This is a genomic window from Ruegeria sp. B10, assembly GCF_056539825.1.
The window spans coordinates 106444-127849 of record NZ_JBQFVP010000004.1; the positions used below are offsets into that span (position 1 = coordinate 106444).

At 61.2% G+C, this 21406-nt stretch carries 23 protein-coding genes; 15 read left to right on the top strand and 8 right to left on the bottom strand.

Annotation, left to right across the window (positions count from 1 at the left end; all coding sequences use genetic code 11):
• The first annotated feature begins 5 nt into the window (after positions 1–5).
• Positions 6–3407 (top strand): efflux RND transporter permease subunit, encoded by a 3402-nt coding sequence (locus ACR0J4_RS06850; protein WP_170642741.1) that lies wholly within the window; start codon positions 6–8, stop codon positions 3405–3407.
• Here ACR0J4_RS06850 and ACR0J4_RS06855 read toward each other — a convergent pair.
• Together ACR0J4_RS06855 and ACR0J4_RS06860 are read right to left on the bottom strand one after the other, a co-directional pair.
• On the bottom strand, positions 3404–3823 hold the full coding sequence (locus ACR0J4_RS06855) for an NUDIX hydrolase (RefSeq protein ID WP_170642742.1): 420 nt from the start codon (positions 3821–3823) through the stop codon (positions 3404–3406). The genes ACR0J4_RS06850 and ACR0J4_RS06855 overlap by 4 nt on opposite strands.
• Before the next feature lie 4 nt (positions 3824–3827).
• Entirely contained in the window at positions 3828–4637 is an 810-nt protein-coding gene (locus tag ACR0J4_RS06860) for a protein-disulfide reductase DsbD domain-containing protein (RefSeq protein WP_480541167.1), read from the bottom strand.
• Between the two features lie 148 nt (positions 4638–4785).
• Here ACR0J4_RS06860 and ACR0J4_RS06865 point away from each other — a divergent pair, with 148 nt between their 5' ends.
• Complete coding sequence (locus ACR0J4_RS06865) at positions 4786–5340, top strand: YqgE/AlgH family protein (RefSeq protein ID WP_170379089.1); 555 nt, start codon at positions 4786–4788, stop codon at positions 5338–5340.
• Here ACR0J4_RS06865 and ACR0J4_RS06870 read toward each other — a convergent pair whose 3' ends face one another.
• On the bottom strand, positions 5341–6288 hold the full coding sequence (locus ACR0J4_RS06870) for an L-threonylcarbamoyladenylate synthase (protein ID WP_170642744.1): 948 nt from the start codon (positions 6286–6288) through the stop codon (positions 5341–5343). It abuts the gene before it with no gap.
• Positions 6289–6417: 129 nt separating this feature from the next.
• Between ACR0J4_RS06870 and ACR0J4_RS06875 the strand changes: the two genes are divergently transcribed.
• The 7 genes from ACR0J4_RS06875 to ACR0J4_RS06905 all read left to right on the top strand — a co-directional run bounded on the left by ACR0J4_RS06875 (position 6418) and on the right by ACR0J4_RS06905 (position 12916).
• Positions 6418–8121, top strand: a complete 1704-nt coding sequence (locus tag ACR0J4_RS06875; protein WP_170642745.1) for an acyl-CoA dehydrogenase — start codon at positions 6418–6420, stop codon at positions 8119–8121.
• The gene (locus ACR0J4_RS06880) at positions 8121–9167 is read left to right on the top strand and encodes an MBL fold metallo-hydrolase (protein WP_170642866.1); all 1047 of its coding nucleotides are present in this window, start codon (positions 8121–8123) and stop codon (positions 9165–9167) included. The genes ACR0J4_RS06875 and ACR0J4_RS06880 overlap by 1 nt, the downstream gene beginning before the upstream one ends.
• Before the next feature lie 3 nt (positions 9168–9170).
• Positions 9171–9623 carry a DUF6173 family protein gene (locus tag ACR0J4_RS06885; RefSeq protein ID WP_170379083.1) on the top strand — a complete coding sequence of 151 codons (453 nt, stop codon included), beginning with the start codon at positions 9171–9173 and terminating at the stop codon, positions 9621–9623.
• A 55-nt stretch (positions 9624–9678) separates the two neighbouring features.
• Positions 9679–11517, top strand: coding sequence for a glycerophosphodiester phosphodiesterase (locus ACR0J4_RS06890; RefSeq protein WP_170642746.1), 1839 nt, complete (start codon positions 9679–9681; stop codon positions 11515–11517).
• Positions 11504–12064: a hypothetical protein gene (locus tag ACR0J4_RS06895; RefSeq protein ID WP_170642747.1), complete on the top strand. Its 561-nt coding sequence runs from the start codon at positions 11504–11506 to the stop codon at positions 12062–12064. Before ACR0J4_RS06890 ends, ACR0J4_RS06895 begins: the two co-directional genes overlap by 14 nt.
• A gap of 67 nt (positions 12065–12131) precedes the next feature.
• Positions 12132–12266, top strand: a complete 135-nt coding sequence (locus tag ACR0J4_RS06900) for an aa3-type cytochrome c oxidase subunit IV (RefSeq protein WP_170379077.1) — start codon at positions 12132–12134, stop codon at positions 12264–12266.
• 17 nt (positions 12267–12283) lie between these two features.
• Entirely contained in the window at positions 12284–12916 is a 633-nt protein-coding gene (locus tag ACR0J4_RS06905) for a hypothetical protein (RefSeq protein WP_170379075.1), read from the top strand.
• Here the strand turns inward: ACR0J4_RS06905 and ACR0J4_RS06910 are convergent.
• Together ACR0J4_RS06910 and ACR0J4_RS06915 are read right to left on the bottom strand one after the other, a co-directional pair.
• Positions 12905–13237, bottom strand: coding sequence for an AzlD domain-containing protein (locus tag ACR0J4_RS06910; protein ID WP_170469111.1), 333 nt, complete (start codon positions 13235–13237; stop codon positions 12905–12907). The two genes, ACR0J4_RS06905 and ACR0J4_RS06910, sit on opposite strands and share 12 nt — an antisense overlap.
• Positions 13234–13950, bottom strand: a complete 717-nt coding sequence (locus ACR0J4_RS06915) for an AzlC family ABC transporter permease (protein ID WP_170642748.1) — start codon at positions 13948–13950, stop codon at positions 13234–13236. Before ACR0J4_RS06915 ends, ACR0J4_RS06910 begins: the two co-directional genes overlap by 4 nt.
• Between ACR0J4_RS06915 and ACR0J4_RS06920 the strand changes: the two genes are divergently transcribed.
• Genes ACR0J4_RS06920 through ACR0J4_RS06940 form a run of 5 tightly spaced genes read left to right on the top strand, consistent with a single transcriptional unit; the run spans position 13949 to position 18680 of the window.
• Positions 13949–14890, top strand: coding sequence for a formate dehydrogenase accessory sulfurtransferase FdhD (locus tag ACR0J4_RS06920; RefSeq protein WP_480668347.1), 942 nt, complete (start codon positions 13949–13951; stop codon positions 14888–14890). The genes ACR0J4_RS06915 and ACR0J4_RS06920 overlap by 2 nt on opposite strands.
• 4 nt (positions 14891–14894) lie before the next feature.
• Complete coding sequence (gene mobA, locus ACR0J4_RS06925; RefSeq protein ID WP_170642749.1) at positions 14895–15536, top strand: molybdenum cofactor guanylyltransferase MobA; 642 nt, start codon at positions 14895–14897, stop codon at positions 15534–15536.
• Complete coding sequence (mobB, locus tag ACR0J4_RS06930; protein ID WP_170642750.1) at positions 15533–16024, top strand: molybdopterin-guanine dinucleotide biosynthesis protein B; 492 nt, start codon at positions 15533–15535, stop codon at positions 16022–16024. Before mobA ends, mobB begins: the two co-directional genes overlap by 4 nt.
• A 20-nt stretch (positions 16025–16044) precedes the next feature.
• Positions 16045–18090: a molybdopterin-binding protein gene (locus ACR0J4_RS06935; protein ID WP_170642868.1), complete on the top strand. Its 2046-nt coding sequence runs from the start codon at positions 16045–16047 to the stop codon at positions 18088–18090.
• On the top strand, positions 18087–18680 hold the full coding sequence (locus tag ACR0J4_RS06940) for a GNAT family N-acetyltransferase (RefSeq protein WP_480668348.1): 594 nt from the start codon (positions 18087–18089) through the stop codon (positions 18678–18680). The genes ACR0J4_RS06935 and ACR0J4_RS06940 overlap by 4 nt, the downstream gene beginning before the upstream one ends.
• Here the strand turns inward: ACR0J4_RS06940 and ACR0J4_RS06945 are convergent.
• The 3 genes from ACR0J4_RS06945 to ACR0J4_RS06955 form a co-directional block, all read right to left on the bottom strand.
• Positions 18677–19666: a hypothetical protein gene (locus ACR0J4_RS06945; protein ID WP_170642751.1), complete on the bottom strand. Its 990-nt coding sequence runs from the start codon at positions 19664–19666 to the stop codon at positions 18677–18679. The genes ACR0J4_RS06940 and ACR0J4_RS06945 overlap by 4 nt on opposite strands.
• A 15-nt stretch (positions 19667–19681) precedes the next feature.
• Positions 19682–20152, bottom strand: a complete 471-nt coding sequence (greA, locus tag ACR0J4_RS06950) for a transcription elongation factor GreA (RefSeq protein ID WP_170379061.1) — start codon at positions 20150–20152, stop codon at positions 19682–19684.
• A 234-nt stretch (positions 20153–20386) separates the two neighbouring features.
• Entirely contained in the window at positions 20387–20767 is a 381-nt protein-coding gene (locus tag ACR0J4_RS06955; protein ID WP_170480896.1) for a VOC family protein, read from the bottom strand.
• A gap of 88 nt (positions 20768–20855) precedes the next feature.
• Here ACR0J4_RS06955 and soxR point away from each other — a divergent pair, with 88 nt between their 5' ends.
• On the top strand, positions 20856–21311 hold the full coding sequence (soxR, locus tag ACR0J4_RS06960; protein ID WP_170379057.1) for a redox-sensitive transcriptional activator SoxR: 456 nt from the start codon (positions 20856–20858) through the stop codon (positions 21309–21311).
• Positions 21312–21406: the final 95 nt, after the last annotated feature.

Here is a 21406-nt window from a genome sequence, read left to right on the forward strand (position 1 = left end):
GCGCCATGATGCGCGAAATCCCTAGCGCCGCCGGTGGTATCCTAAGCTATTTTACCCGGCACAGAACCGTGGCCAACCTGCTGTTGCTGGTGATGCTGGTTCTGGGCGCGGCAGCTATCCCGAATATGCGAGCCCAGTTCTTTCCGGATGTGGTTCTGGAACGGGTCGACGTGAATGTCGAATGGGAAGGGGCCGGTCCCGAAGATGTCGACAATGGCATCGTCCAACTGCTCGAACCCGAATTACTGGCCGTCGAAGGTGTGGCAAGCACCACGGCGACCTCTCGCGAAGGCTCTGCCAGTATCCGGCTGGAGTTCGAACCGAACTGGGACATGTCCCGCGCCGTGGAAGAGGTGCGCACCGCCGTCGACAGCATCACCAACCTGCCCGAGGATGCCGAAGAGCCCTCGATCCGCCGGGGGGCCTGGCGCGACCGGGTCACAGATGTGGTCGTCACCGGCCCGGTTGATCCGGACCAGCTGGCCAAATTCACCGATGAGCTGATCAATCGCTTGTTTGCCGCTGGCGTGACCCGTACCACGATCCGCGGTCTAGCCGCCCCGCGTGTGGTGGTCGAGGTGCCGACCGCGCAGCTGATTGCCAATGATGTGGCTTTGGCCGACATCGCCTCGGCTATTTCGGCTGAGGTCAATGCCAGCCCTGCGGGGGATGTGACGGGTGCCAATGCGCGCATCCGGACCGGCGCAGAAAAGCGCACGCCGGAAGAGATTGAGACCATCGCTTTGCGGACATTTGCAGACGGATCGAAGCTGTTTGTCGGCGATGTCGCGCAGATCCGGGTGGAGGGGGTCAATCGCAACCGCAGCTACTTTGTCGGTGACAATCCCGCCATGTCGGTTCGGGTGGACCGGTCCAATCTGGGGGATGCCATCGCGATCCAGCACACGGTCGAGGATGTGGTGAGTGAGATGCAGGCCAGCCTGCCCGAAGGTGTCACGGTCGAGATGATCCGAACCCGCGCGCAGGCCATTACCGACCGTCTGGATATTCTGATCGACAATGGGCTGGTCGGCCTTGGTCTTGTCGTGTGTCTGCTGTTCCTGTTCCTGAACGCGCGCATTGCGTTCTGGGTTGCGGCGGGCATTCCAGTTGCGATGTCAGCGGCGATTGCGCTGATGTATATCGGTGGTTTGTCGCTGAACATGGTGTCTCTGTTCGGTTTGATCATCACGCTGGGGATCGTGGTGGATGACGCCATCGTAGTGGGCGAACACGCCGATTTCCGCGCCCGCCGTCTGGGAGAGCCGCCCATCGTGGCCGCCGAACGCGCTGCCCGCCGGATGGCTATGCCGGTTTTTGCGGCCACCATCACCACCGTGATCGCCTTTTTCGGCCTGACCCTTGTGGGTGGCCGGTTCGGAGAGTTGATCCGTGACATTCCCTTTACGGTGATCGCGGTGCTGGCGGCCTCACTCATCGAGTGCTTCCTGATCCTGCCGAACCACATGTCCCACGCCATTGCACATTCGGCCAAGGAACACTGGTATGACCTGCCCAACCGGGTGGTGAACCGGGGCTTCCGCTGGGTGCGGGACACCCTGTTTCGGCCGTTTATCGGCTGGGTTATCTGGGCGCGCTATGTCGTGGTTGCATTGATGTTAGTGATCCTGGCGACCCAGGCCGCCCTGTTCATTCGCGGCGATGTGAACTGGCGGTTCTTCAATGCGCCCGAACGCGGCTCGGTCACCGGTAATTTCATCATGGCCGAAGGGGCAACCCGTGCTGACACGATCGCCATGATGCGCGAATTGCAGCGCGCCACCGAAGAGCTGGGTCAGATCTACGAGGACCGCCACGGGCGCAACCCTCTGGAATATGTTCTGGCCGAGGTTGGTGGCAGTGCGGGGTTTGGTCTGTCCGCCGCTGAGGGCAAGGATGACGACCTACTGGGCGGTATCTCGATCGAGCTGATCGACGCCGACCTGCGCCCCTATTCCAGCTTCGAATTTGTGGGTGAGCTTCAGGATTTCGTGCCCCGCCACCCCAAGGTTGAGCTGCTGAGCTTCCGGGGTTGGCGCTCGGGTCCGGGAGGGGACGCGATTGACGTGCAGTTCTACGGCGCGGATGTAGACACGCTGAAAGCCGCCTCCGAGGATTTGCAGACCGAACTGTCAAAATACCCAGAAGTCTCGGCGCTTGAGGACAATCTGGCCTATGACAAAGAGGAGTACATCCTCGACCTGACGGCACAGGGTCAGGCGCTGGGCTTCCGCATCGAAACGCTGGGCCGCGTGCTGCGCAACCGGTTGAACGGGATCGAGGCTGCGACCTTCCCCGACGGCCCCCGCAGCGCCGAGATCCGCGTGGAACTGCCCGAGGGTGAGTTGACCGCCGATTTCCTTGAACGCACCTTGATGCGCACGCCGGACGGTGTCTATGTCCCGCTGGCCGACATCGTCTCAGTCGAGCGTAAATCAGGCTTTTCGACCGTCCGGCGCGAGAACGGGTTGCGGGTTATTTCGGTGAATGGCGATATCTCCGAGGATGATCCTGCCCGCGCCGCCGAAATCGGTCGTGCCATGAACGAAGAGATCCTCCCGCGCATTGCTGGCGAATATCAGGTCGACTGGCGCATGGCGGGTCTGAGCGAACAAGAGGATGAGTTCCTATCTGAGGCGCGCACCGGCCTGATCCTGTGCCTAACCGGCATCTATCTTGTTCTTGCCTGGGTGTTCGCCAGCTGGTCGCGGCCTCTGGTGGTGATGTCGATCATTCCGTTTGGCTTGGTGGGCGCGATCTGGGGGCACTATATCTGGGACGTGCCGCTGAGTATGTTCACCGTTGTCGGGCTTCTGGGCATGACAGGCATTATCGTCAACGACTCGATTGTCCTTGTGACCACCATTGATGGTTATCAGCAGGAGAGGGGGTTGGTGCCCTCGATCATCGAAGGCACAGCCGACCGGTTGCGACCTGTGATGCTGACCACGCTGACGACGGTGCTGGGTCTGACGCCGCTGCTCTATGAAGGCTCGCAACAGGCGCAGTTCCTCAAGCCAACGGTGATCACGCTGGTCTATGGGCTGGGCTTCGGAATGGTTCTGGTGCTGGTTCTGGTGCCTGCTCTGCTGGCGATCCTGAACGATTTCGCGCGCCCGATGACTGCGATGCGCCGGGCGATTTATGCGCGAGACCGCGTGGTGCAGGCCGCGCTGGGTGCGACCGCTTTGGCGTTGTTGCTCTGGTTTGCGGTGACGCTGGTATGGCCGATGGTTTCAGGTGCGCCGGCAGACCCATTTGTCGGTCTTTACGGAGGTGCGGACGCCCCCGAGATTCTGCGCATGGGTTTGGGAGCGTTTGTGGCGGGTGCCATCCCCATCGTGATCCTGAGCGTGCTGCTGTCCGGGATGTTCTATGCCCGGTTCAAGAGCCGGGTGGGGGCCTAGCGCTCCTTCAGCGCAAGCTGCAACAGGCTTGCTACGCGGTTGCTCATCGGCAGGTCGCCATCAAGAATCTGCTCGATCGGAAACCATTTCGCGTCCAGCGCGTCATCCCCTGCCAAAGGCGTGCCCGATTGGTACCGACAGGCCACCCCGACCAGCAGGTAGTGCGATAGAACCTGCCCGTCCTCACCTCTCCGCAACAGGTCCAAATTGTCCAGATAGTGCAGCGGTTCAGCCGCGACGGATGTTTCCTCAAGCAATTCCCGTTCTGCGGCCTGAAGGACGGTCTCGCCCCATTCCACATGGCCGCCAGGAAACCCCCACAAGCCGCGATCCGGTTCCTTTCTGCGTTGCACCAGCAGAACGTGCTCCTGATGCAGGACAACGGCCAGCGCACCGATCTTGGGGGATTGAGTCATAGGGTCAGCCTGCAGAGCATCCCTGAATGTCCACAGCGTGGTTAGCGCCCAAAACCGTGATCCGAATCTCGGACCGGTCCAACGCAAAGGGAGCGCCCGAGGCGCTGATCACCTCGGATCGTGCAATCAATGTGCCGCCCTGCCGCTGCGTTTCGGGCTGCGAAGCCCAAAGGACCGGGTTCCCCGGCTCGATCACCGCAACCTCTTGCCCGCCGGCCGAAGGCATGGTCACCCGCGCCTCGATCTGCATACCGTCCGAGGTTGGGGTCAGATGGCAGCTGGCCTTTGCCACACGCGCTTCGCGGGCCGAGTAGGGGCGTTGCGCCAAAGCGGCTGCGATTGCGGGGTTGCGACCTGCATCAGAGTCAACCTTGTGGTCGAAATCTAGACGCTGCGGGATGCAAACGTCCTTGCACACCCCCAGATCCATCTCACCCCGCAGGCGCACAGGTTTGGCGGGGTTCTTTGGGGTAATCTCGACCGGCAGTACCAGTTGATCCTCGTAGCCGATGGATTTCAGGCCGTTCTGGTCGAAAATCTCGGGCGCGGGCCAGGTGATACGCACGTCCCCCACGTTTCCGGACCCGCTCCAATCGAATTGCGGCGGGATCCCGGCGTCGCCCGGCGCACGCCAATAGGTTTTCCACCCCTCTTTCAGGGTCAGGCGCAGCGCGCCCAGATAGGTCCCATTGGCCGTGCGTCCCCCGTCCAGAACATCCAGCGCAACAACGCCGTCCAAACCCTGCGCCGAGGCGGGTGCGGACAGGCCCAGACAGGCGAGCAGAAGGGCAACCGAAGATTTCATGCGAGTCATCATACCCCATTACATGCGCCGTGCGGACCTGAAATCCAAGTCACGTTCGGGTCACCTGTGTGAAATCTGCTGAAATCAGCTTTGCTCCCTTGCCAATACCAGTGCCGCAGGTTCATTGTTTAGGGGTAACGAGCAAGAGAAACCTCGCATGGACCTGACCGGAAAACTGTTGATTGCGATGCCGGGGATGGGCGATCCGCGCTTCGACCACTCGGTGGTGTATATCTGCAGCTACGGCGACGATGGGGCGATGGGGTTGATCATCAACAAACCCTCTGATCTGCGATTCAAAACCCTGCTGGGGCAGCTCAACATCCCGTGTCGCATTCCTATCATAGGCGAGCGTCTGGTGCATTTCGGAGGCCCGGTCGAGATGTCGCGTGGCTTTGTTCTGCATAGCTCCGACTACGATGCGAACCTGCATTCGATGCAGATTTCGGATGACTTCAGCATGACGGCCACGCTGGATGTGCTGGAGGATATGGCCGCTGGGCGTGGCCCGCTGAACGCGATGCTGACGCTGGGCTATTCCGGCTGGGGCCCCGGCCAACTGGAGGATGAGATCGCGATGAATGGCTGGCTGACGGCGGATGCATCCTCGGAGTTGGTGTTCGATGTGCCCGATGACGACAAATGGGAAAAGGCCCTGGCTACGCTGGGTGTCGACCCGCTGACCCTATCGGCCAGCGCAGGCCGTGCCTAGCTAACTGTCGCGCGGCGCGGCGGCGCGGCGTAGACGGTCATTGATCGCAGCCCCCAGCCCATGATCGGGGATCGGTGAGACGGCGATCGGACGCCCGGTTTCATTCAGGCTGTGTAGCGCGGCGAACAGATTGGCCGCAGCCTCGGTCAGATTGCTTGTTTCAGACAGGTTCATGTCACAGGCGATCGGGCCGAACCCCAACAAAACCTCATCCCCTTGCACGGTTTCGGCATTCAACCTGACCGGTGCATCTGGCGCGTAGTGCGACTGCAACTGCCCCGGAGCGGTCAGCATATCTCCCGCTTTGTGCAGGTGAAGACGGGTGTTCAGGGCGGTCTCGATCTGTTCCAGCGCGACGCCTCCGGGGCGCAGCAGGCTGGGCTCTCCGGCCAGTCCGACGATGGTGGATTCCAACCCGACACCGCAGGGGCCGTCATCCAGAACGGCGGCGATCCGACCACCTAAACCCGCATGAACATGTGCTGCCGTCGTTGGGCTAATCTGACCCGAAGGATTGGCCGATGGCGCCGCAACCGGCCCGTCAACTGCCGCCAGCAAAGCGCGCGCCGTGGGATGCGCAGGCACGCGAACGGCCAAAGTATCCAACCCTGCAGTAACCAGCGATGACACACCGTGCCCCGGCTTCAGCGGCAGAACCAAGGTCAGCGGACCGGGCCAGAACGCATTCGCCAAACGCTCGGCCTGATCCGACCATTGCACGAACCGCTGCGCGGCTTCGACCGAGGCGACATGGGCGATCAGTGGATTGAAACTGGGACGACCCTTGGCCTCGTAAATCCGGGCCACGGCCTCACCGTCTCTAGCATCACCTCCCAGGCCATAGACCGTCTCGGTCGGGAAGGCGACCAATAGGCCCTGACGCAAAAGATCTGCAGCACGGGCGATGCCGTTGGGGTCGGCTGTCAGCTCAAGAGTGGTGGGGATCATATCTGGTGACGCCGCGTTTTGGTTGCTTGCAACATGGGGAAGAGTAGGTAATCCCAATACGCAAAGATGCATACCGGCGCTGATCGCAGATTCCAAGTGCGGCCGTGCCGACAGACCGCAAGGGAAGCCATGCCATACCGCGCCCCAGTTTCTGACTATGAATTCCTGTTCCGCCATGTGGTTGGTTTGGATCAGATCACGGCTACAGAGAGATTCGCTGACGCAACCCCGGATGTGGTCAGCGCGATCCTTACGGAAGCGGGCAAGATGTGCGAAGAGGTTCTTGCTCCGCTGCAACGCCCCGGTGATATGGAACCGGCGCGTTTGGAAAATGGCGTCGTGCGCACCTCACCCGGATACTCGGACGGTTGGAAAGCCATCGCCGAGGGCGGGTGGATCGGTATGAGCGGTAGCCCCGACTATGGCGGCATGGGTCTGCCGATGGCCGTCACGTCGGCGGTCAATGAGATGATGAGCGCGGCCTGCCTGTCGCTGCAGGTGGCCCCCTTGATGTCGCAGGGTCAGATCGAAGCGCTTGAGGCGCATGCCAGTGACGAGCTCAAGGCGCTGTACCTGCCCAAGCTGATGTCGGGCGCCTATTCAGGCACGATGAACCTGACCGAGCCGCAGGCCGGATCGGATGTTGGTGCGTTGACGACGCGAGCAGAACCCAAAGGGGACGGTACCTATGCGGTCACCGGGCAGAAGATCTATATCTCCTGGGGCGACAACGATTTCTGCGAGAATATCTGCCATCTGGTTCTGGCCCGTCTGCCCGACGCGGTTCCGGGCACCAAGGGGATTTCGCTGTTTCTCGTGCCGAAATACTTGCCGGACGCACAGGGCAACCCCGGCGCGGCCAACGACCTAAGCGTCGTGTCGCTGGAACACAAGTTGGGTCTCCATGGCTCTCCGACCTGTGTCATGCAGTATGACGGGGCCACGGGTTGGCTGATCGGGCAGGAGCATGGCGGTATGGCGGCCATGTTCACCATGATGAACAACGCACGTCTGGGTGTCGGTGGTGAGGGTGTCGGCGTCGCCGAGGGCGCGTATCAGCACGCGCTGGCCTATGCGATGGAGCGGAAGCAGGGCAAGACGCCCTCGGGCACGATCATCGACCACGCGGATGTGCGCCGGATGCTGACCGAAATGCGGGCGGATGTATTCGCGGCGCGGGCGATCACGTTGGCGAATGCCGCAGCGATTGATATGGCGCACGCGACCGAGGATGCCGACTGGGCTGCACGGGCGGCGCTGCTGACCCCGATTGGCAAGGCCTTTGGCACCCAGACCGGGATGCGCGTCGCCGAGACCGGCGTACAGGTTCATGGCGGCATGGGCTTCGTCGAAGAAGCAGGGGCGGCTCAGTATTACCGCGATGTCCGCGTGACCGCGATCTATGAGGGCACCAACGGCATCCAAGCGATGGATCTGGTCGCCCGCAAGATGATGGACGGTGGGGACGCTGCCGCCAGCTTGCTCGATGAGATCGAAGATCACGCCGAACAGGCCCGCTCCAAGATGCCTGATCTTGCCGGTCCGGTGTGGGAGGCTACGGAATCCCTGCGCGAAGCGACCGAATGGATGGTGGCGCAGGACAATATGAACGCGCGCTTTGCGGGTGCCGCGGCCTACCTGCGCGCCTTTGCACGGGTTTTGGGCGGGCACTACCATCTGGCCGCAGCCCTTGCCGATCCGGATGGCCCGCGGGCGCGGCTGGCGCGCTACTACATCAACGCCTTGCTGCCCGAATATCTCGGTCTGCTCGCGCAGGCGCAGAACGGGGCGGATGACCTCTTCGCCCTCAGCGTCGAGGATCTGGGCGCGTGATGGACGGCGTGGAGCTATCGGGCATCCGATACCCTTGGCCCGAGCCGCCCGCCCCCGGTGAAGCCATCGAGATAGCCGAGGGCGTGTTGTGGATGCGCCTGCCCTTGCCGATGGCGCTGGACCATGTGAATATCTACGCGCTGGACGATGGCGACGGGTGGACGGTGATTGACACCGGGATGTCCTCGAACAAAACGCGTCGCATCTGGGCTGAGCTGATGTCGGGTCCTCTGGCCGGAAAGCTCATTCGGCGCGCTGTTGTCACCCATCACCACCCCGACCACGTGGGCAATGCAGGCTGGTTTCAGGCCGAACATGGGGTCGAGCTGGTGACAAGCCGCACCGCATGGCTGTTTTCGCGGATGCTGACACTGGACGTGCAGGAGAACTGGCCGCACGAGACGCTGGATTTCTATCAAAGCGCCGGGATGGACCCTGCGTTTTTGGAAAAGCGCAAGGCCGATCGTCCGTTCAACTTTGCCGATACGGTCTATCCCATGCCCCTCGGCTTCACGCGGGTCAAACAGGGTGACGTGATCCGCATCGGTGGGCGCAACTGGGACGTGCATATGGGCAATGGTCACGCGCCCGAACATGTAACACTCTGGAGCCGCGATGATCATTTGGTGCTGAGCGGCGATCAGATCCTCGGCTCGATCAGCCCAAATCTGGGCGTCTATGCAACTGAACCCATGGCCGATCCGGTCTCAGACTGGATCGAGGCCTGCGAGCGGCTGCAAAAACTGGCTCGCCCGGATCATCTGGTTCTGGGGGGCCACAAATTGCCCTTCACCGGTCTGCCGCTGCGCATGCGTCAGCTGATCGAGAACCACCACGGCGCGCTAGAGCGTCTGCTGGAATATCTGGACCAACCCAAAGCCGCAGCCGAGTGCTTTGCGCCGCTCTTCAAGCGTACCATTCGTGAAGGCGAATACGGGCTGGCTCTGGTCGAAGCGGTTGCACATATGAACCATCTTCATCACAGTGGAGCTGTAACCCGGACGCGACGCGCGGACGGGGCGTGGACGTTTCAGCGCAAAGGGTGATGAATGCAGGACAAGATCGAAACCTCGGCCGAGGCTGCTGAAGCGGATGCCCTGCCGCGGTGCTATGAGGTTCACGCGGATTCCGAGGCCGAGTCCGGCACCCAGCCCCTGCCGGGGCAGCTGAAAAAACCTGTTGAAACCAAGAGCGCCGCGCAATGGGCATATGAGCGTCTAATCCTTTATATCCAGAACTTCGAGAAAACGCTGGATGGCGATCACGAGGTCGCAATGGGTTTCACCGGAGGTGACGCGGGTGTGATGCGGATTCAGGGGATGGGCTATTTCGACCCAGATATCATCACGTTCTTCGGCTCGGACGGAACGGGCGCTCGAACGCAGCTGGTGCAGCATGTCAGCCAGTTGAACGTGATGCTGCGCGCCTTGCCCAAATCGGTCGAGGACAAGCCCGCCAACCGCATCGGGTTCCGTCTGGCTGCGGATCTCGAAGACAGCTGACTTGCAATTCATGCCTGCACACCCTTGAATGCATGCATCATTCAAGGGTGTTCTCATGTCCATTTTTTCAACCGTTACAAATGCCTATTCCGGCGCCTGGGCAAGACGTAGAGTCTTTGTGCCCATCTATCTGGCGGTGCGGCTGCTGCTAATCGCGCTGGTCGCGCCCGGTGTCGCTCTGGCGGTCAATCTGGCGGTTTCGCTGTCCGATCAAACTGCGCTGACGGATCAGGATATCGCGGCGTTTATCCTCTCACCCGCCGGGTTCATCGCGGCGATCGTGGTGCTGAGCCTATTTCTCTTGGCCGAGGTGTTTGTCTTCGCGGTCATGGCAGCCTCTCTGAGGATGGGAGAGGCCGATCCGTGGCGCGCGGGGAGTGCGGCGATCGGTTTGGTCTTATCGCGCCTGCCATCGCTTTTCGGCTTTGCGGCCCGGTTTATTCTGCGGGTTTTGCTATTGGCGCTGCCGTTTCTTGCGGTCGCTGCGTTGATCGCATGGTGGACGCTGACCGAATACGACATCAACTACTACCTGACCTTCCACCCGCCCGCCTTTTGGGTGGCTGTGGCCCTGATCGGCGCGGTGGCTTTGGCCATGGCGTGGGTGCTGATCCGCAAGCTGTCGGGCTGGGCTCTGTCACTTCATCTTGTGCTGTTTGAAAACGTTCACCCGGCGCATGTGTTCAATATCAGCACGTCCCGGATGGAGGGCAAACGCGGGCGCTTGAAACTGGCCTTGGTCGCATGGCTGGCGATGCGCCTTGCAATTGCGGCGGCGATTGCATGGGTGGCCGGGCTTTTGTTTGGACTGGTGCCGTTGCAAGGCAGCAGTAACCTAAAATTGGCGCTGACCTATAGCCTCGCGATTGCAGGGCTTTGGTCTCTGGCCGGGCTGGTGCTGGCCGCCTCTGCGCTGGGCGCATTGGCCGTTCTGCTGGACAAGTTCTTTGAACCTCAGACGGATGAGCCGCCCCACCCTGAGCCGCGCCGCATGCAGGCCTCGCTGTTCACAGCGGTCGGGCTGGCGGCAGCTGCGCTTCTTCTGGGTGGCTGGTTCGGCCACAACCTGCTGGAACGCGTTCAAGCCGAGGATCATGCCGATGTTATCGGCCACCGGGGGGCTGCGGCGCTGCGGCCCGAAAACACCATGGCCTCCGTTCTTAAAGCGATCGAAGATGGCGCGGATTGGGTTGAGATCGACGTTCAGGAAACAGCCGATGGCGTTGTTATCGTGGCCCATGACAGTGACTTCATGAAACTGGCCGGGGTCCCGACAAAAATCTGGGACGCTACGATGGAGGATGTCGAAACCATCGACATCGGCAGCTGGTTTGGTCCTGAATATGCTGACCAACGCACCCCAACCCTGCGTGAGGTGCTGGAGGCGACAAAAGGCAAATCCAAAGTCATTATCGAGCTGAAATATTACGGCCACGATGTCGATCTGGAAAATCGGGTCGCCGCGTTGGTCGAAGAATTCGAGATGCAGGACGACATCGCCACTATGTCGCTGAAATATCCGGCCGTGCAAAAGATGAAGGCGCTGCGCCCGGATTGGCGCGCGGGTGTGCTGGCTGCGACGGCGGTGGGCAATCTGGCGGGGCTGGAAGGCGATTTTGTTGCTGTGAACGCGGCAACAGTGTCCCCGGGACTGATCCGCTCGGTCCACGCGGCGGGTAAGGAGATCTATGTCTGGACGGTGAACGACCCGCTGCAGATGTCCGCAATGGCCTCGATGGGGGTGGACGGGCTGATCACGGACCGCCCGGCCATGGCGCGCGAAGTTCTACGCGTCCGCGCCGAGATGGGCCCGGCGGAACGCGTGCTGCTTTGGCTGGCCACAACTTTCGGCATGACAGTCGATACCGAGGCGATGCGCGATGACAGCCCGTAAACTGGCGCTGGGTCTGTTTCTGCTGGCCAGCCCGGCCACGTCCCAAGACCTGATGCGCGCGGTCGAGATGCCCTCTCACCGTGCCATGATTGCACAACGCGGCGTCGCCGAGCTGATACCGTTCGAAACTGATGGATGCTCGGGCGGCTTGTCGGCCAGTTGGCGCTGGGTGGCCGATACGTTCCCTCAGATCGGCGAGTTGTATCAGGAACATCCGCCCTGGGAGTACTGCTGCGTGACCCATGACCGCGCCTATCACAACGCCGGTGACGCGCAGACGGCCTCCGACAGCTATGATGCGCGCCTCGCCGCTGACCAGGCTTTGCAGGTCTGTGTCGAAACCCATGGCGAGACCCACGCACAGGCCTATGCGGAACGCTATGACATGACCCCCGAGCAGATCCGCTCGGTCCATTCGCTGACCTCGGATGCCCTCTACGGCGCGGTCCGATTCGGCGGCGGCCCCTGTAGCGGACTGCCGTGGCGGTGGGGATTCGGCTATCCAGGGTGTTTTGTGTTGGGTGACAGGGTCCCTGCGCTGGAATGACGTGGTGACAGGCCCGAAATTTTCGATTATCCAGCGATTAAACACGCGAACTGGGAATCTGAGACTCATGGCTGAACACAAGCACGGCGAAATGGACATCACCGTCCAAACCAAAACCTTTGAGGGCTTCATCAAGGCTACCGTCTGGTGCTGCGTCGCTATCGCGATACTAGCGTTCCTGCTGGCGCTTTACGCGTCCTAAATCTTTCGGGGTCGACCGTGTTCAGAATTTTGATCGCCTGCCTGCTGGCGGCAACAGTGGCTGGCTGCGCGAATTCTAAACGCCCTCAGGCAGATCAGGCTGAGATCGTATCGCGGTCTTACCGTGATCCGGGGCCGTCGACCCTGACGCTCTATACGATGATCAACACGCGCTCCGGTTCAGGGGCGCATACCTCGTTGATGATTGGTGCTAGCGAGAGGGTGATTTTTGACCCCGCAGGCTCGTTCCGGGCGGATATCGTTCCGGTGCGGGATGATGTTCTCTATGGCATCACCCCAGCGGTTGAGCGTGCCTATCGCAGTTCTCACGCGCGCGAGACGCATTTTGCCCGCATCCAGACCATTCAGGTGACGCCGCAACAGGCCGAGATCGCGCTGCAATTGGCCAAGCAGACCGGGCCTGTCGCAGGGTCTTTTTGCGCCAATTCCACCGCGCGCCTGTTGCAGCAGGTGCCCGGATTCGAGCAGATCGAAGTGACTTTCTTTCCGATCAAACTTTCAGAACAGTTCGCCGAAATTCCCGGTGTCATCACTGAAGAATATCGCGAGAATGACGATGCCGATCTGCAAAAAGGTCTGGCAGCCAATAACGCCGCTCTGAACCAGCTGGACGCGGCTTCAAGCCAGTAGATAAAGCAGACCGTAAAGTGTGGCCGCGCCGGAAAAGATCGCGGCCAGCACGTTTTTGGTGAACACTCCAACAGACAGCGTCACAGCCGCAGCTGCCATTCGGGCCGCATCTGGTTGGCCCTCGGTCGCGGCGGGCCACACGACCAGCGGCGCGATCAGAGCGGGCAGGATCGCCACGGCGGTGTAACGCAGGTGGCGCAGCAGCCAGGGTGGCATCGGGCGGTCTCCGACAAAGCCGATGAACACAAAGCGCAGGGCAAAGCTGCCGATGGCCAGGCCGATAATGACGGTCCACATGGTGGTGGGGTCGATCTGCGTCATGCGTGCGCCTTTCTACGATCCAAGATCACCTCGGCCTGAGCACCAGCGATCATGCCTGCGGTTCCGGCGATCAGCAGGCCCAGATTGAACGGCACGCTCACGGCCAGCAACGACACGACCAGCGCCACAAGGGCTGCAATGACATGGGGCAGCGTCCGCATCATCGGCCCCAGCATGGCCAGAAAGGTAATCGGCAGGGCGAAATCCAAAGCCCAGCTTTCGGGAATCCGGGTACCCAAAACCGCGCCCAGATAGGTCGCCAGAATCCAGCACGGCGTGATCGGCGTGACCGAGCCGATGAAATAAGCCATGCGCTGCGGCACGGTCATCTTTGGCTCTTTCTCGAACTGCACGATCGAGCAGGCATAGGATTGGTCAACCGTCAGATAGGCGGCGCAGGCCCTCTGCCACATGGGGGCAGCCCCCAGAAACGGCGTCAGTGAGGCTGAATACATCGCCACTCTCAAATTCACCGCAAGAGCCGAGGCCAGCACAATGGCTATCGGCGCGTTCTCCTGTAGCAATTGCAGGGCGGTGAATTGCGCTGCTCCGGCGAAAACGGTGGCCGAGAAGGCGACGACTTGCACGATATCCAGCCCGGCCTCGGCGGCGAAAACCCCGAACAGGGTTCCAAAGGGAATCGCGACAAAAATGAAGGGTGTCCCGTCGCGAAACCCTTTCCAGAAGTATGACTTGGTTGTGGCGTCTGCCATGGCTAAATCCTATGGTATTCGCAGCAGCAGTAGCGGTCTTGGGAAGGGGTTGCAATTGGTGACAGAACTGGACGTCTCGGACTACATCATCGCCCCCGATCCCGGCGCGGCCCGTTTGACGCGCGCCGTCGTAGGTGTGGACCAGAATGGTGAAGTCAGCCAGATTTCGGTGGTCGAGGAACGCCCGCTGACGATCTTCCTCAATTCCCAGGAAATCGTGACCGCGATGACCATTGGCGACTATCCCGAGTATCTGGCGCTGGGCTTCCTGCGCAATCAGGGGATGTTGCTGGCTGATGATGAAATCACACGGGTCGACTATGATGATGACCTCGAAACCGTGGTTGTGCGGACGGCGCGCGAAACCTCCTATGAGGACAAGCTGAAGAAAAAAACCCGCACCAGTGGCTGTGCCGTGGGCACGGTCTTTGGCGACATGATGGAGGGGTTGGAGGACGTGCGCCTGCCGCAAGTGTCGGTCCGGACCTCGTGGCTCTACGATCTGGCCGCCAAGATCAATCGCACGCCGTCTTTGTACCTCGAGGCGGGTGCGATTCACGGCACGGTTCTCTGCCGTGAAAACCGACCGCTTGTGTATATGGAGGATGTGGGTCGCCACAACGCCGTCGATAAAATCGCCGGCTGGATGCTGTCCGAGAATGAGACGGCAGAGGACAAGATCCTCTACACCACCGGGCGTTTGACCTCAGAAATGGTGATCAAAACGGCGATGATGGGCATTCCGGTTCTGGCCTCCCGGTCCGGTTTCACCGCCTGGGGCGTCGAGATCGCCCGCGAGGTCGGCCTGACCCTTATCGGTCGCATGCGCGGGCAGCGCTTTGTGTGCCTGTCCGGCGAGGATCGCCTGCTACGCGACGTGGACCCAGCGAGCGTGGCCGTCGAGGACAAGAAACATCGCCGGAAAAGTGCCAATGGCTGATGGTATGACCAAACCCCTCGGAGTGATCCTCGCAGGTGGCCTTGCGAGCCGGATGGGCGGTGGAGACAAAGGGCTCTTGCAGATCGGCGGGCAGAGCTTGTTGTCTCATGTCATCGACCGGCTCGGTCCGCAGGTGGATGGCCTCGCGTTGAACGCCAATGGTGATGCAGCGCGGTTTGCGGAAGTGAATCTTCCCGTCTTGCCGGACACGATTGAGGGGTTTGCAGGCCCCTTGGCGGGGGTTCTAGCTGGGCTGGATTGGGCGGCAGAGCAAGGGGCTGACAGTATCGTCACCGCCGCCGCAGACACGCCGTTCTTCCCGCGTGATTTGGTTGCGCGGCTGACCGAGGCTGCTCAAGGTCAAACGCACCCTTTGGTCCTTGCCACGACGCCCCGCACCGGGGACGAGGCTTTGAAGTCAGGCGGCAAACGGGTCAACCGGCACCCGACATTTGGCCTCTGGCCCGTGGCGCTGCGAGATGATCTACGTACCGCTTTGAACGACGGGCTGCGCAAGGTCGTACTGTGGACCGACAAGCATGACGGTCGCGAGGCGCTGTTTCCTGCAGACCCGTTCGATCCGTTCTTCAACGTCAACACACCGGACGACCTTGCGCGCGCCGAAAAACTGTTGGAGCAGGCATGAGGATTTACGGCGTCACCGGCTGGAAGAACGCAGGCAAAACCGGGTTGATGGAGCGGCTGGTGGCCGAGATCACCAGGCGCGGCTACACCGTATCGACGGTCAAACACGCACATCATTCCTTTGACGTCGATCAGCCGGGTCGCGATAGCCATCGCCACAGAATGGCAGGCGCGAGCGAAGTTCTTTTAGCCTCGGGCCAGCGCGTTGCCCTGATGCAAGAGCTGCGCGGAGCGGAGGAGCCTACGCTGACCTCTCTGCTGGCCCGCCTCTCGCCAGTCGATCTGGTGCTGATCGAGGGCTATAAACGCGAACGCCACCCCAAGGTCGAGGCCTTCCGCGCCGAGCCGGGCAATGACCTGATCGCCCCGTCGGATGACACGATCCGCGCTGTGGCCAGTGATACTCCGCTGAAGTTGGACCGACCCGTGTTCGATCTGAACGACACGGCCGCCATCGCGGATTTCATCCTCTTCGAGGTCGGTTTGTGAGCCTTTTCGACAGCTTTGTGATGGTCGATTGGTCTGGAGGCAACGACACTGGACCGCGCCCTCGCAAAGATGCCATCTGGGTCTGCGTGGTGCGCGACGGCGCAGTGCAGGCGCTGGACTATCTACGCAATCGGGTGGTCGCCGAGGAGTGCCTGCACAGTCTGATCGACACTGAACTGTCTGCAGGTCGCCGTCTGATGCTAGGCTTTGATTTCCCCTTCGGCTATCCCGCAGGCTTTGCCAAGGCAATCACCGGAACACATGATCCGCTTGCCGTGTGGGACTGGTTCGAAGATCGGATTGAGGACTCTCTGAGCGCCAACAACCGCTTTGACCTCGCGGGGGAGATCAATTCGGGCTTTGGCGGCAAAGGCCCGTTCTGGATGAATGGTCTGCGGCGCGACATCGCTGGCCTGCCGCGCACGAAACAGGACTATCACAACCCGTTTCCGGATCGACGAAAGGTCGAGCATTTAGCCAAAGGCAGCTTTACCTGCTGGCAAATGGCTGGGGCAGGGGCAGTCGGTGGGCAGGTGATGATGGGCCTGCCGGTGTTGAACCGGCTACGCCACGCCTTCGCGGGCAAGATCGCCGTTTGGCCCTTTCAGCCTCTGGATAAACCGGTGGCGTTTGTCGAGATCTGGCCCTCGCTCAACCTTGGTGCAGCGCCGCCGGATCGGATCAAGGATGCGTGGCAGGTTGAACAGGTTGCCTTGACTCTGTCGTGGATGACGGATCAGGAATTGGACAGACAATTGAACGTTTCAGCCTCAGAGGAGGGGTGGATCTTGGGTGTAGCGCAGGACAAACCGAACATATCGCCTCCGCCATTGCGAAACGATTGTTTTGCCTTGCCCGCCGGGGTGAACTGGACGCCGGTGGATGACGCGCTCGCGTTGCTGCGGGATCGGTTGCGCCCCGTCACAGGGGCCGAGGTAGTGGCGCTTGCGCAGTCGATGGGTCGCGTTCTGGCCGAGGACGTGATGGCGCTGCGTTCAAACCCGCCACAACCCAATACGGCAGTAGATGGCTATGGGTTCGCAGGCCCCGCTGCCGAAGGCGCACAGGTGATGCCACTGACCGAGGGGCGCGCCGCGGCGGGAATTCCATTCGATGGCGCGGTGCCTGCAGGCCACGCGTTGCGCATCCTGACCGGCGCGGCTTTGCCCGAAGGAGTGAACACAGTCATCTTGGAAGAGGACGTTACCGTTCAGGACGGTCACATTGCCTTTCACGGCCCGTTGAAGCAGGGAGCAAACACGCGTCGCGCGGGGGAAGATTTAGCGGCGGGTGAGGTCGCCCTGACAGCCGGTCGCAAGCTGACACCGGCCGATATGGCGCTTTTGTCAGCGGTCGGTATTTCCGAGGTGCCGGTGCGCAAACCTCTGCGCGTGGCCGTTCTGTCCACCGGGGATGAACTTGTCGAGCCGGGCGAGACAGCAGGTGTCGGGCAGATATATGATGCGAACCGGCCGATGTTGCTGTCTTTGATCGACCGCATGGGCTTTGTGCCGGTCGACCTAGGGCGCGTCGCCGACGACCGCGAAACCCTAAGGGCAAGGTTGGATGAGGCCGCAACGCAGGCCGATGTAATCCTGACCAGCGGCGGCGCTTCGGCGGGAGAGGAGGACCATGTCTCAGCCCTTCTGCGCGAGGCGGGGGCGATGCAGGAATGGCGTATTGCCCTCAAACCCGGTCGCCCTCTGGCTCTGGGCATGTGGTCGGGTACACCGGTTTTTGGCCTGCCCGGCAACCCGGTGGCCGCCAAGGTCTGTACCTTGATCTTCGCTCGCCCGGCCCTGTGCCAGATGTCGGGGCAGGGGTGGGAGGAACCACAGGGCTTCGAAGTGCCCGCCGGTTTTGAGAAACGCAAGAAACCCGGTCGCCGCGAATATCTGCGCGCGCGTATTCGCGAGGGGCGGGTCGAGGTTTTCCACTCGGAAGGCTCTGGCCGGATCAGCGGGCTAAGCTGGGCCGAGGGGCTGGTTGAGATCGAAGACGGCGCGCGCTACATCCAGCCGGGCGATCTGGTGCGCTTTATCCCTTACGGCAGTTTTGGGCTGTGACGGTCACGGTTTCCAAAGGCTTTAGCGAGGTTGAAAGGCCACAAGCCGCAGCCCTGTTCTGGCAGGCCTTTGCGGCCAAGCTGCACAAGGTGATGGGGCCGGATGAAAAAGGTTTGGCCTTCTTTGAAACGGCCCTCGACCCGGAATTCGCGCTGGTTGCGCGTGATGCTGATGGCCGGATGCTGGGCCTTGCGGGGTTCAAGACCAACAAAGGCGGCTTGGCGGGTGGCAGCCTGTCGGACCTTGCCCGCGTCTATGGCTGGTTCGGATCGATCTGGCGCGGCGTGGTTCTGAGCGTGTTGGAGCGCGATCTGCAGCCCGGTGTGTTCCAGATGGACGGCATCTTTGTCGCGGCTGAGGCCCGCGGGAGGGGCATTGGCACAACACTGCTCTCTGCCATCAAGGCTGAGGCGCAGCGCCGTGGTATGGCCGAGGTGCAATTGGATGTGATCGACACCAACCTTCGCGCACAGGCCCTATACGAACGCGAAGGGTTCAAACCCGTAGGTGTTGAGAAGACGGGTCCATTTCGGCACCTGTTCGGCTTCAGCCGCGCCACCAAGATGAGCTGGCCTGTACCTGCCGCCTAGTCGAAGGTGCCAGCCACGCGCCCCAACAGCATGAAGGCCCGCGCGGTTCTTGTGTCTCCAAGGGCGGTCAGTTCCGCGTCACTGGCATTGGCTTCAAATTCGACGATCATGTTGTCGAATCGGCGCAGGAAATGGTGTGCGGCATCCCGGAAAATCGGGTCCTGTTTCATTCGCGCCGCCGTCAGCGCCAGCGACGAGCGATCCCGAATTCCGCCCAAAGCCGCGACCGAGCGTCCGCGTGCGCCCTGCGCAAACTGACGCCAGACCTCGGGCCGGGCCATATCGGGTCGCAGGTCATCCATATAGATGCCCTCTTGGCTGAGCAGGGTCAGAACATCCTGCGAAGCCTGTACCAGTTTGGATGCTTTTCGATCCTTCAACGCCATCCGAAGCGCGGTGAAGCCCTCGATGTCTTTCTCGGTTTCGGGGAAGTTCAGCGCGCGGATGAAGGTATCGGTGGTCAGCGGCGGCGTGATCTCTTCGGCGGTAGTGCCCAGCGCCAGAGAGGTCTGCCCGCCCGGCGCAGGTGGGGCGACCTGCAAGGGTTCACGCCGCTTGCTGGAGAAGGTGGCCAGCGCGTCCTCGGCCTTTTTGGTCACAGCGGCGATTTCGTCCAGCTTCTTGGACACCGTCGGTTCATACGAGCTGGCGGCGCGCTGTTGCTGAACGACATAGGCTTGACGGATTGCATCAATCGCGGTTTGCAACCGTGCGCTTTCCTCGCGCATGACGCGGCTGGCGCGCATCGCCGTTGCGGCAACCCAGATCATCGCCACCGGCAGGAAAACCGCCAACAGGGTCACAATGAACCCGCCGCCCTGTGTCTGGTCGGGCAGCACAAGGAACACGACCGAGACCACCAACCAGATGACACTCAGCACCCCGGCCGCAATCTCGATCGAGGTCACAGACGGGCGCTGAGGGCGATCATAGATGCCCAGAGAGGTCGGCCGTTCGCTTTCCTGGTCTGGTTGTTGCCCCGACATGACAGACCCTCCGGGTCAGGCGAATTCGATGTTGAGAACTTCGTAGGAACGGACACCGCCGGGGGTGCGAACTTCGACACTGTCGCCTTCGTCCTTGCCAATCAAGGCGCGGGCCATGGGCGATTTGATGTTCAGAAGGCCTTTTTCGATATTGGCCTCGTATTCACCAACGATCTGCCAGGTCTTTTCCTCATCGGTGTCTTCATCGACCAGCGTGACCTTGGCGCCGAACTTGATCGCACCCGACAGTTTGGCCGGATCAATTACATCGGCCAGCGACAGGATGCCCTCAAGCTCTTTGATGCGGCCTTCGATGAAGCCCTGCTTTTCACGGGCCGAGTGGTATTCGGCGTTTTCCTTCAAATCACCCAGTTCGCGGGCCGAAGCGATAGCTTCGATGATCGCCGGGCGCTCGACGGATTTGAGGTTTTTCAGCTCCGCCTCGAGCGCGGCATTGCCCGCAGGCGTCATTGGAATCTTTTCCATAATCTTGTTGTCCACGCATAAATTGAGCCGCCCCGCCGCGGGGAAAGCGTCGGGGCGAATGATGGGTCGTTCAGTACCTGACCCAAATGGAGCGTGAAATGCAAGAGGCCAAGAGGGCGTCACACGTCGATTTGCGACTTAACGCCGTTCCGCTGAGGCGGTTCGCGCCTGTGGCGGTGGTCCGGGGGCTTGTTCCTGCGCCACCGCTGTGACGGGGTGCAGAGCCACAACATCTCAATCATATTGCACCACCTCGAACTCGATCCCGTTGTCATCGTCGAAATAGAACCGCTTGCCCGGCTCATAATCGGCGTGGTTATGCGGTGTAAAACCTGCCGCGCGCACCTTGGCCTCGGTCGCGTCGATATCCTCGACCAGAACGCCCACGTGGTTCAGGCCGCCGACCACGTCATAGCTGCTTTCGTTTGATGGCTCGGGGTGTTCGGGGCGGTAGAGGGCAAGATAGGTGTGTTTTGTGCCGACATGCACCGTATAGCCGCCCGCCATCGCGGCGCCTTCCCAGCGGATATCCCATCCAAACACTTTGTGCATCCACGCGGCCGAGGCTTTGGGATCGTTGACGGTGAAGTTGGTGTGTTCAAGCGTGGCCATCATGGCAGGTCCTTTCCTTTTTCAGGCTTGTCACGACTCAGCGTAATTTCTAAACCTAACTTTAGGTCAAGGTATTTCTTGCGAGGGTGAAATGGCAGCTTCCGAAGGTCTGGCAATTGGCGCTTTGGCACGGCGTACCGGGTTGGCGGTGTCGGCGATCCGGTACTATGAGGCGCAGGGGTTGATCTCGCCCTGGCGCAACGCAGGCGGGCAGCGGCGGTATCAAAGGGCCGATATCAGGCGGTTGAGCTTTGTGATGATCGCCCAGCAATTCGGCCTGACCTTGCCAGAGATCCGTGAGGTGCTATCGGGCCTGCCCGGCAACCGAACCCCGACGCCGCAGGATTGGAAAGACATCAGCGTCACGCTGCGCGCCCATCTGGATCAGCGAATCAATACCCTGACGCGATTGCGCGACAATCTGGACGGCTGCATCGGCTGCGGGTGCCTCAGCCTGCCGAAATGCGCTCTTTACAACCCCGATGACCGCGCCAAATCACATGGTAGCGGTCCCAGATACCTTATGGGCGACTCGCCAAACACGTGAAGTGTCGAATAGCGGCATTGTTACGCCGTGTTTCGATTGACCTGAGTCTTTCTCACCATGTAATCAGCCGTGAAACAAAATTGCGCCGACCGCAT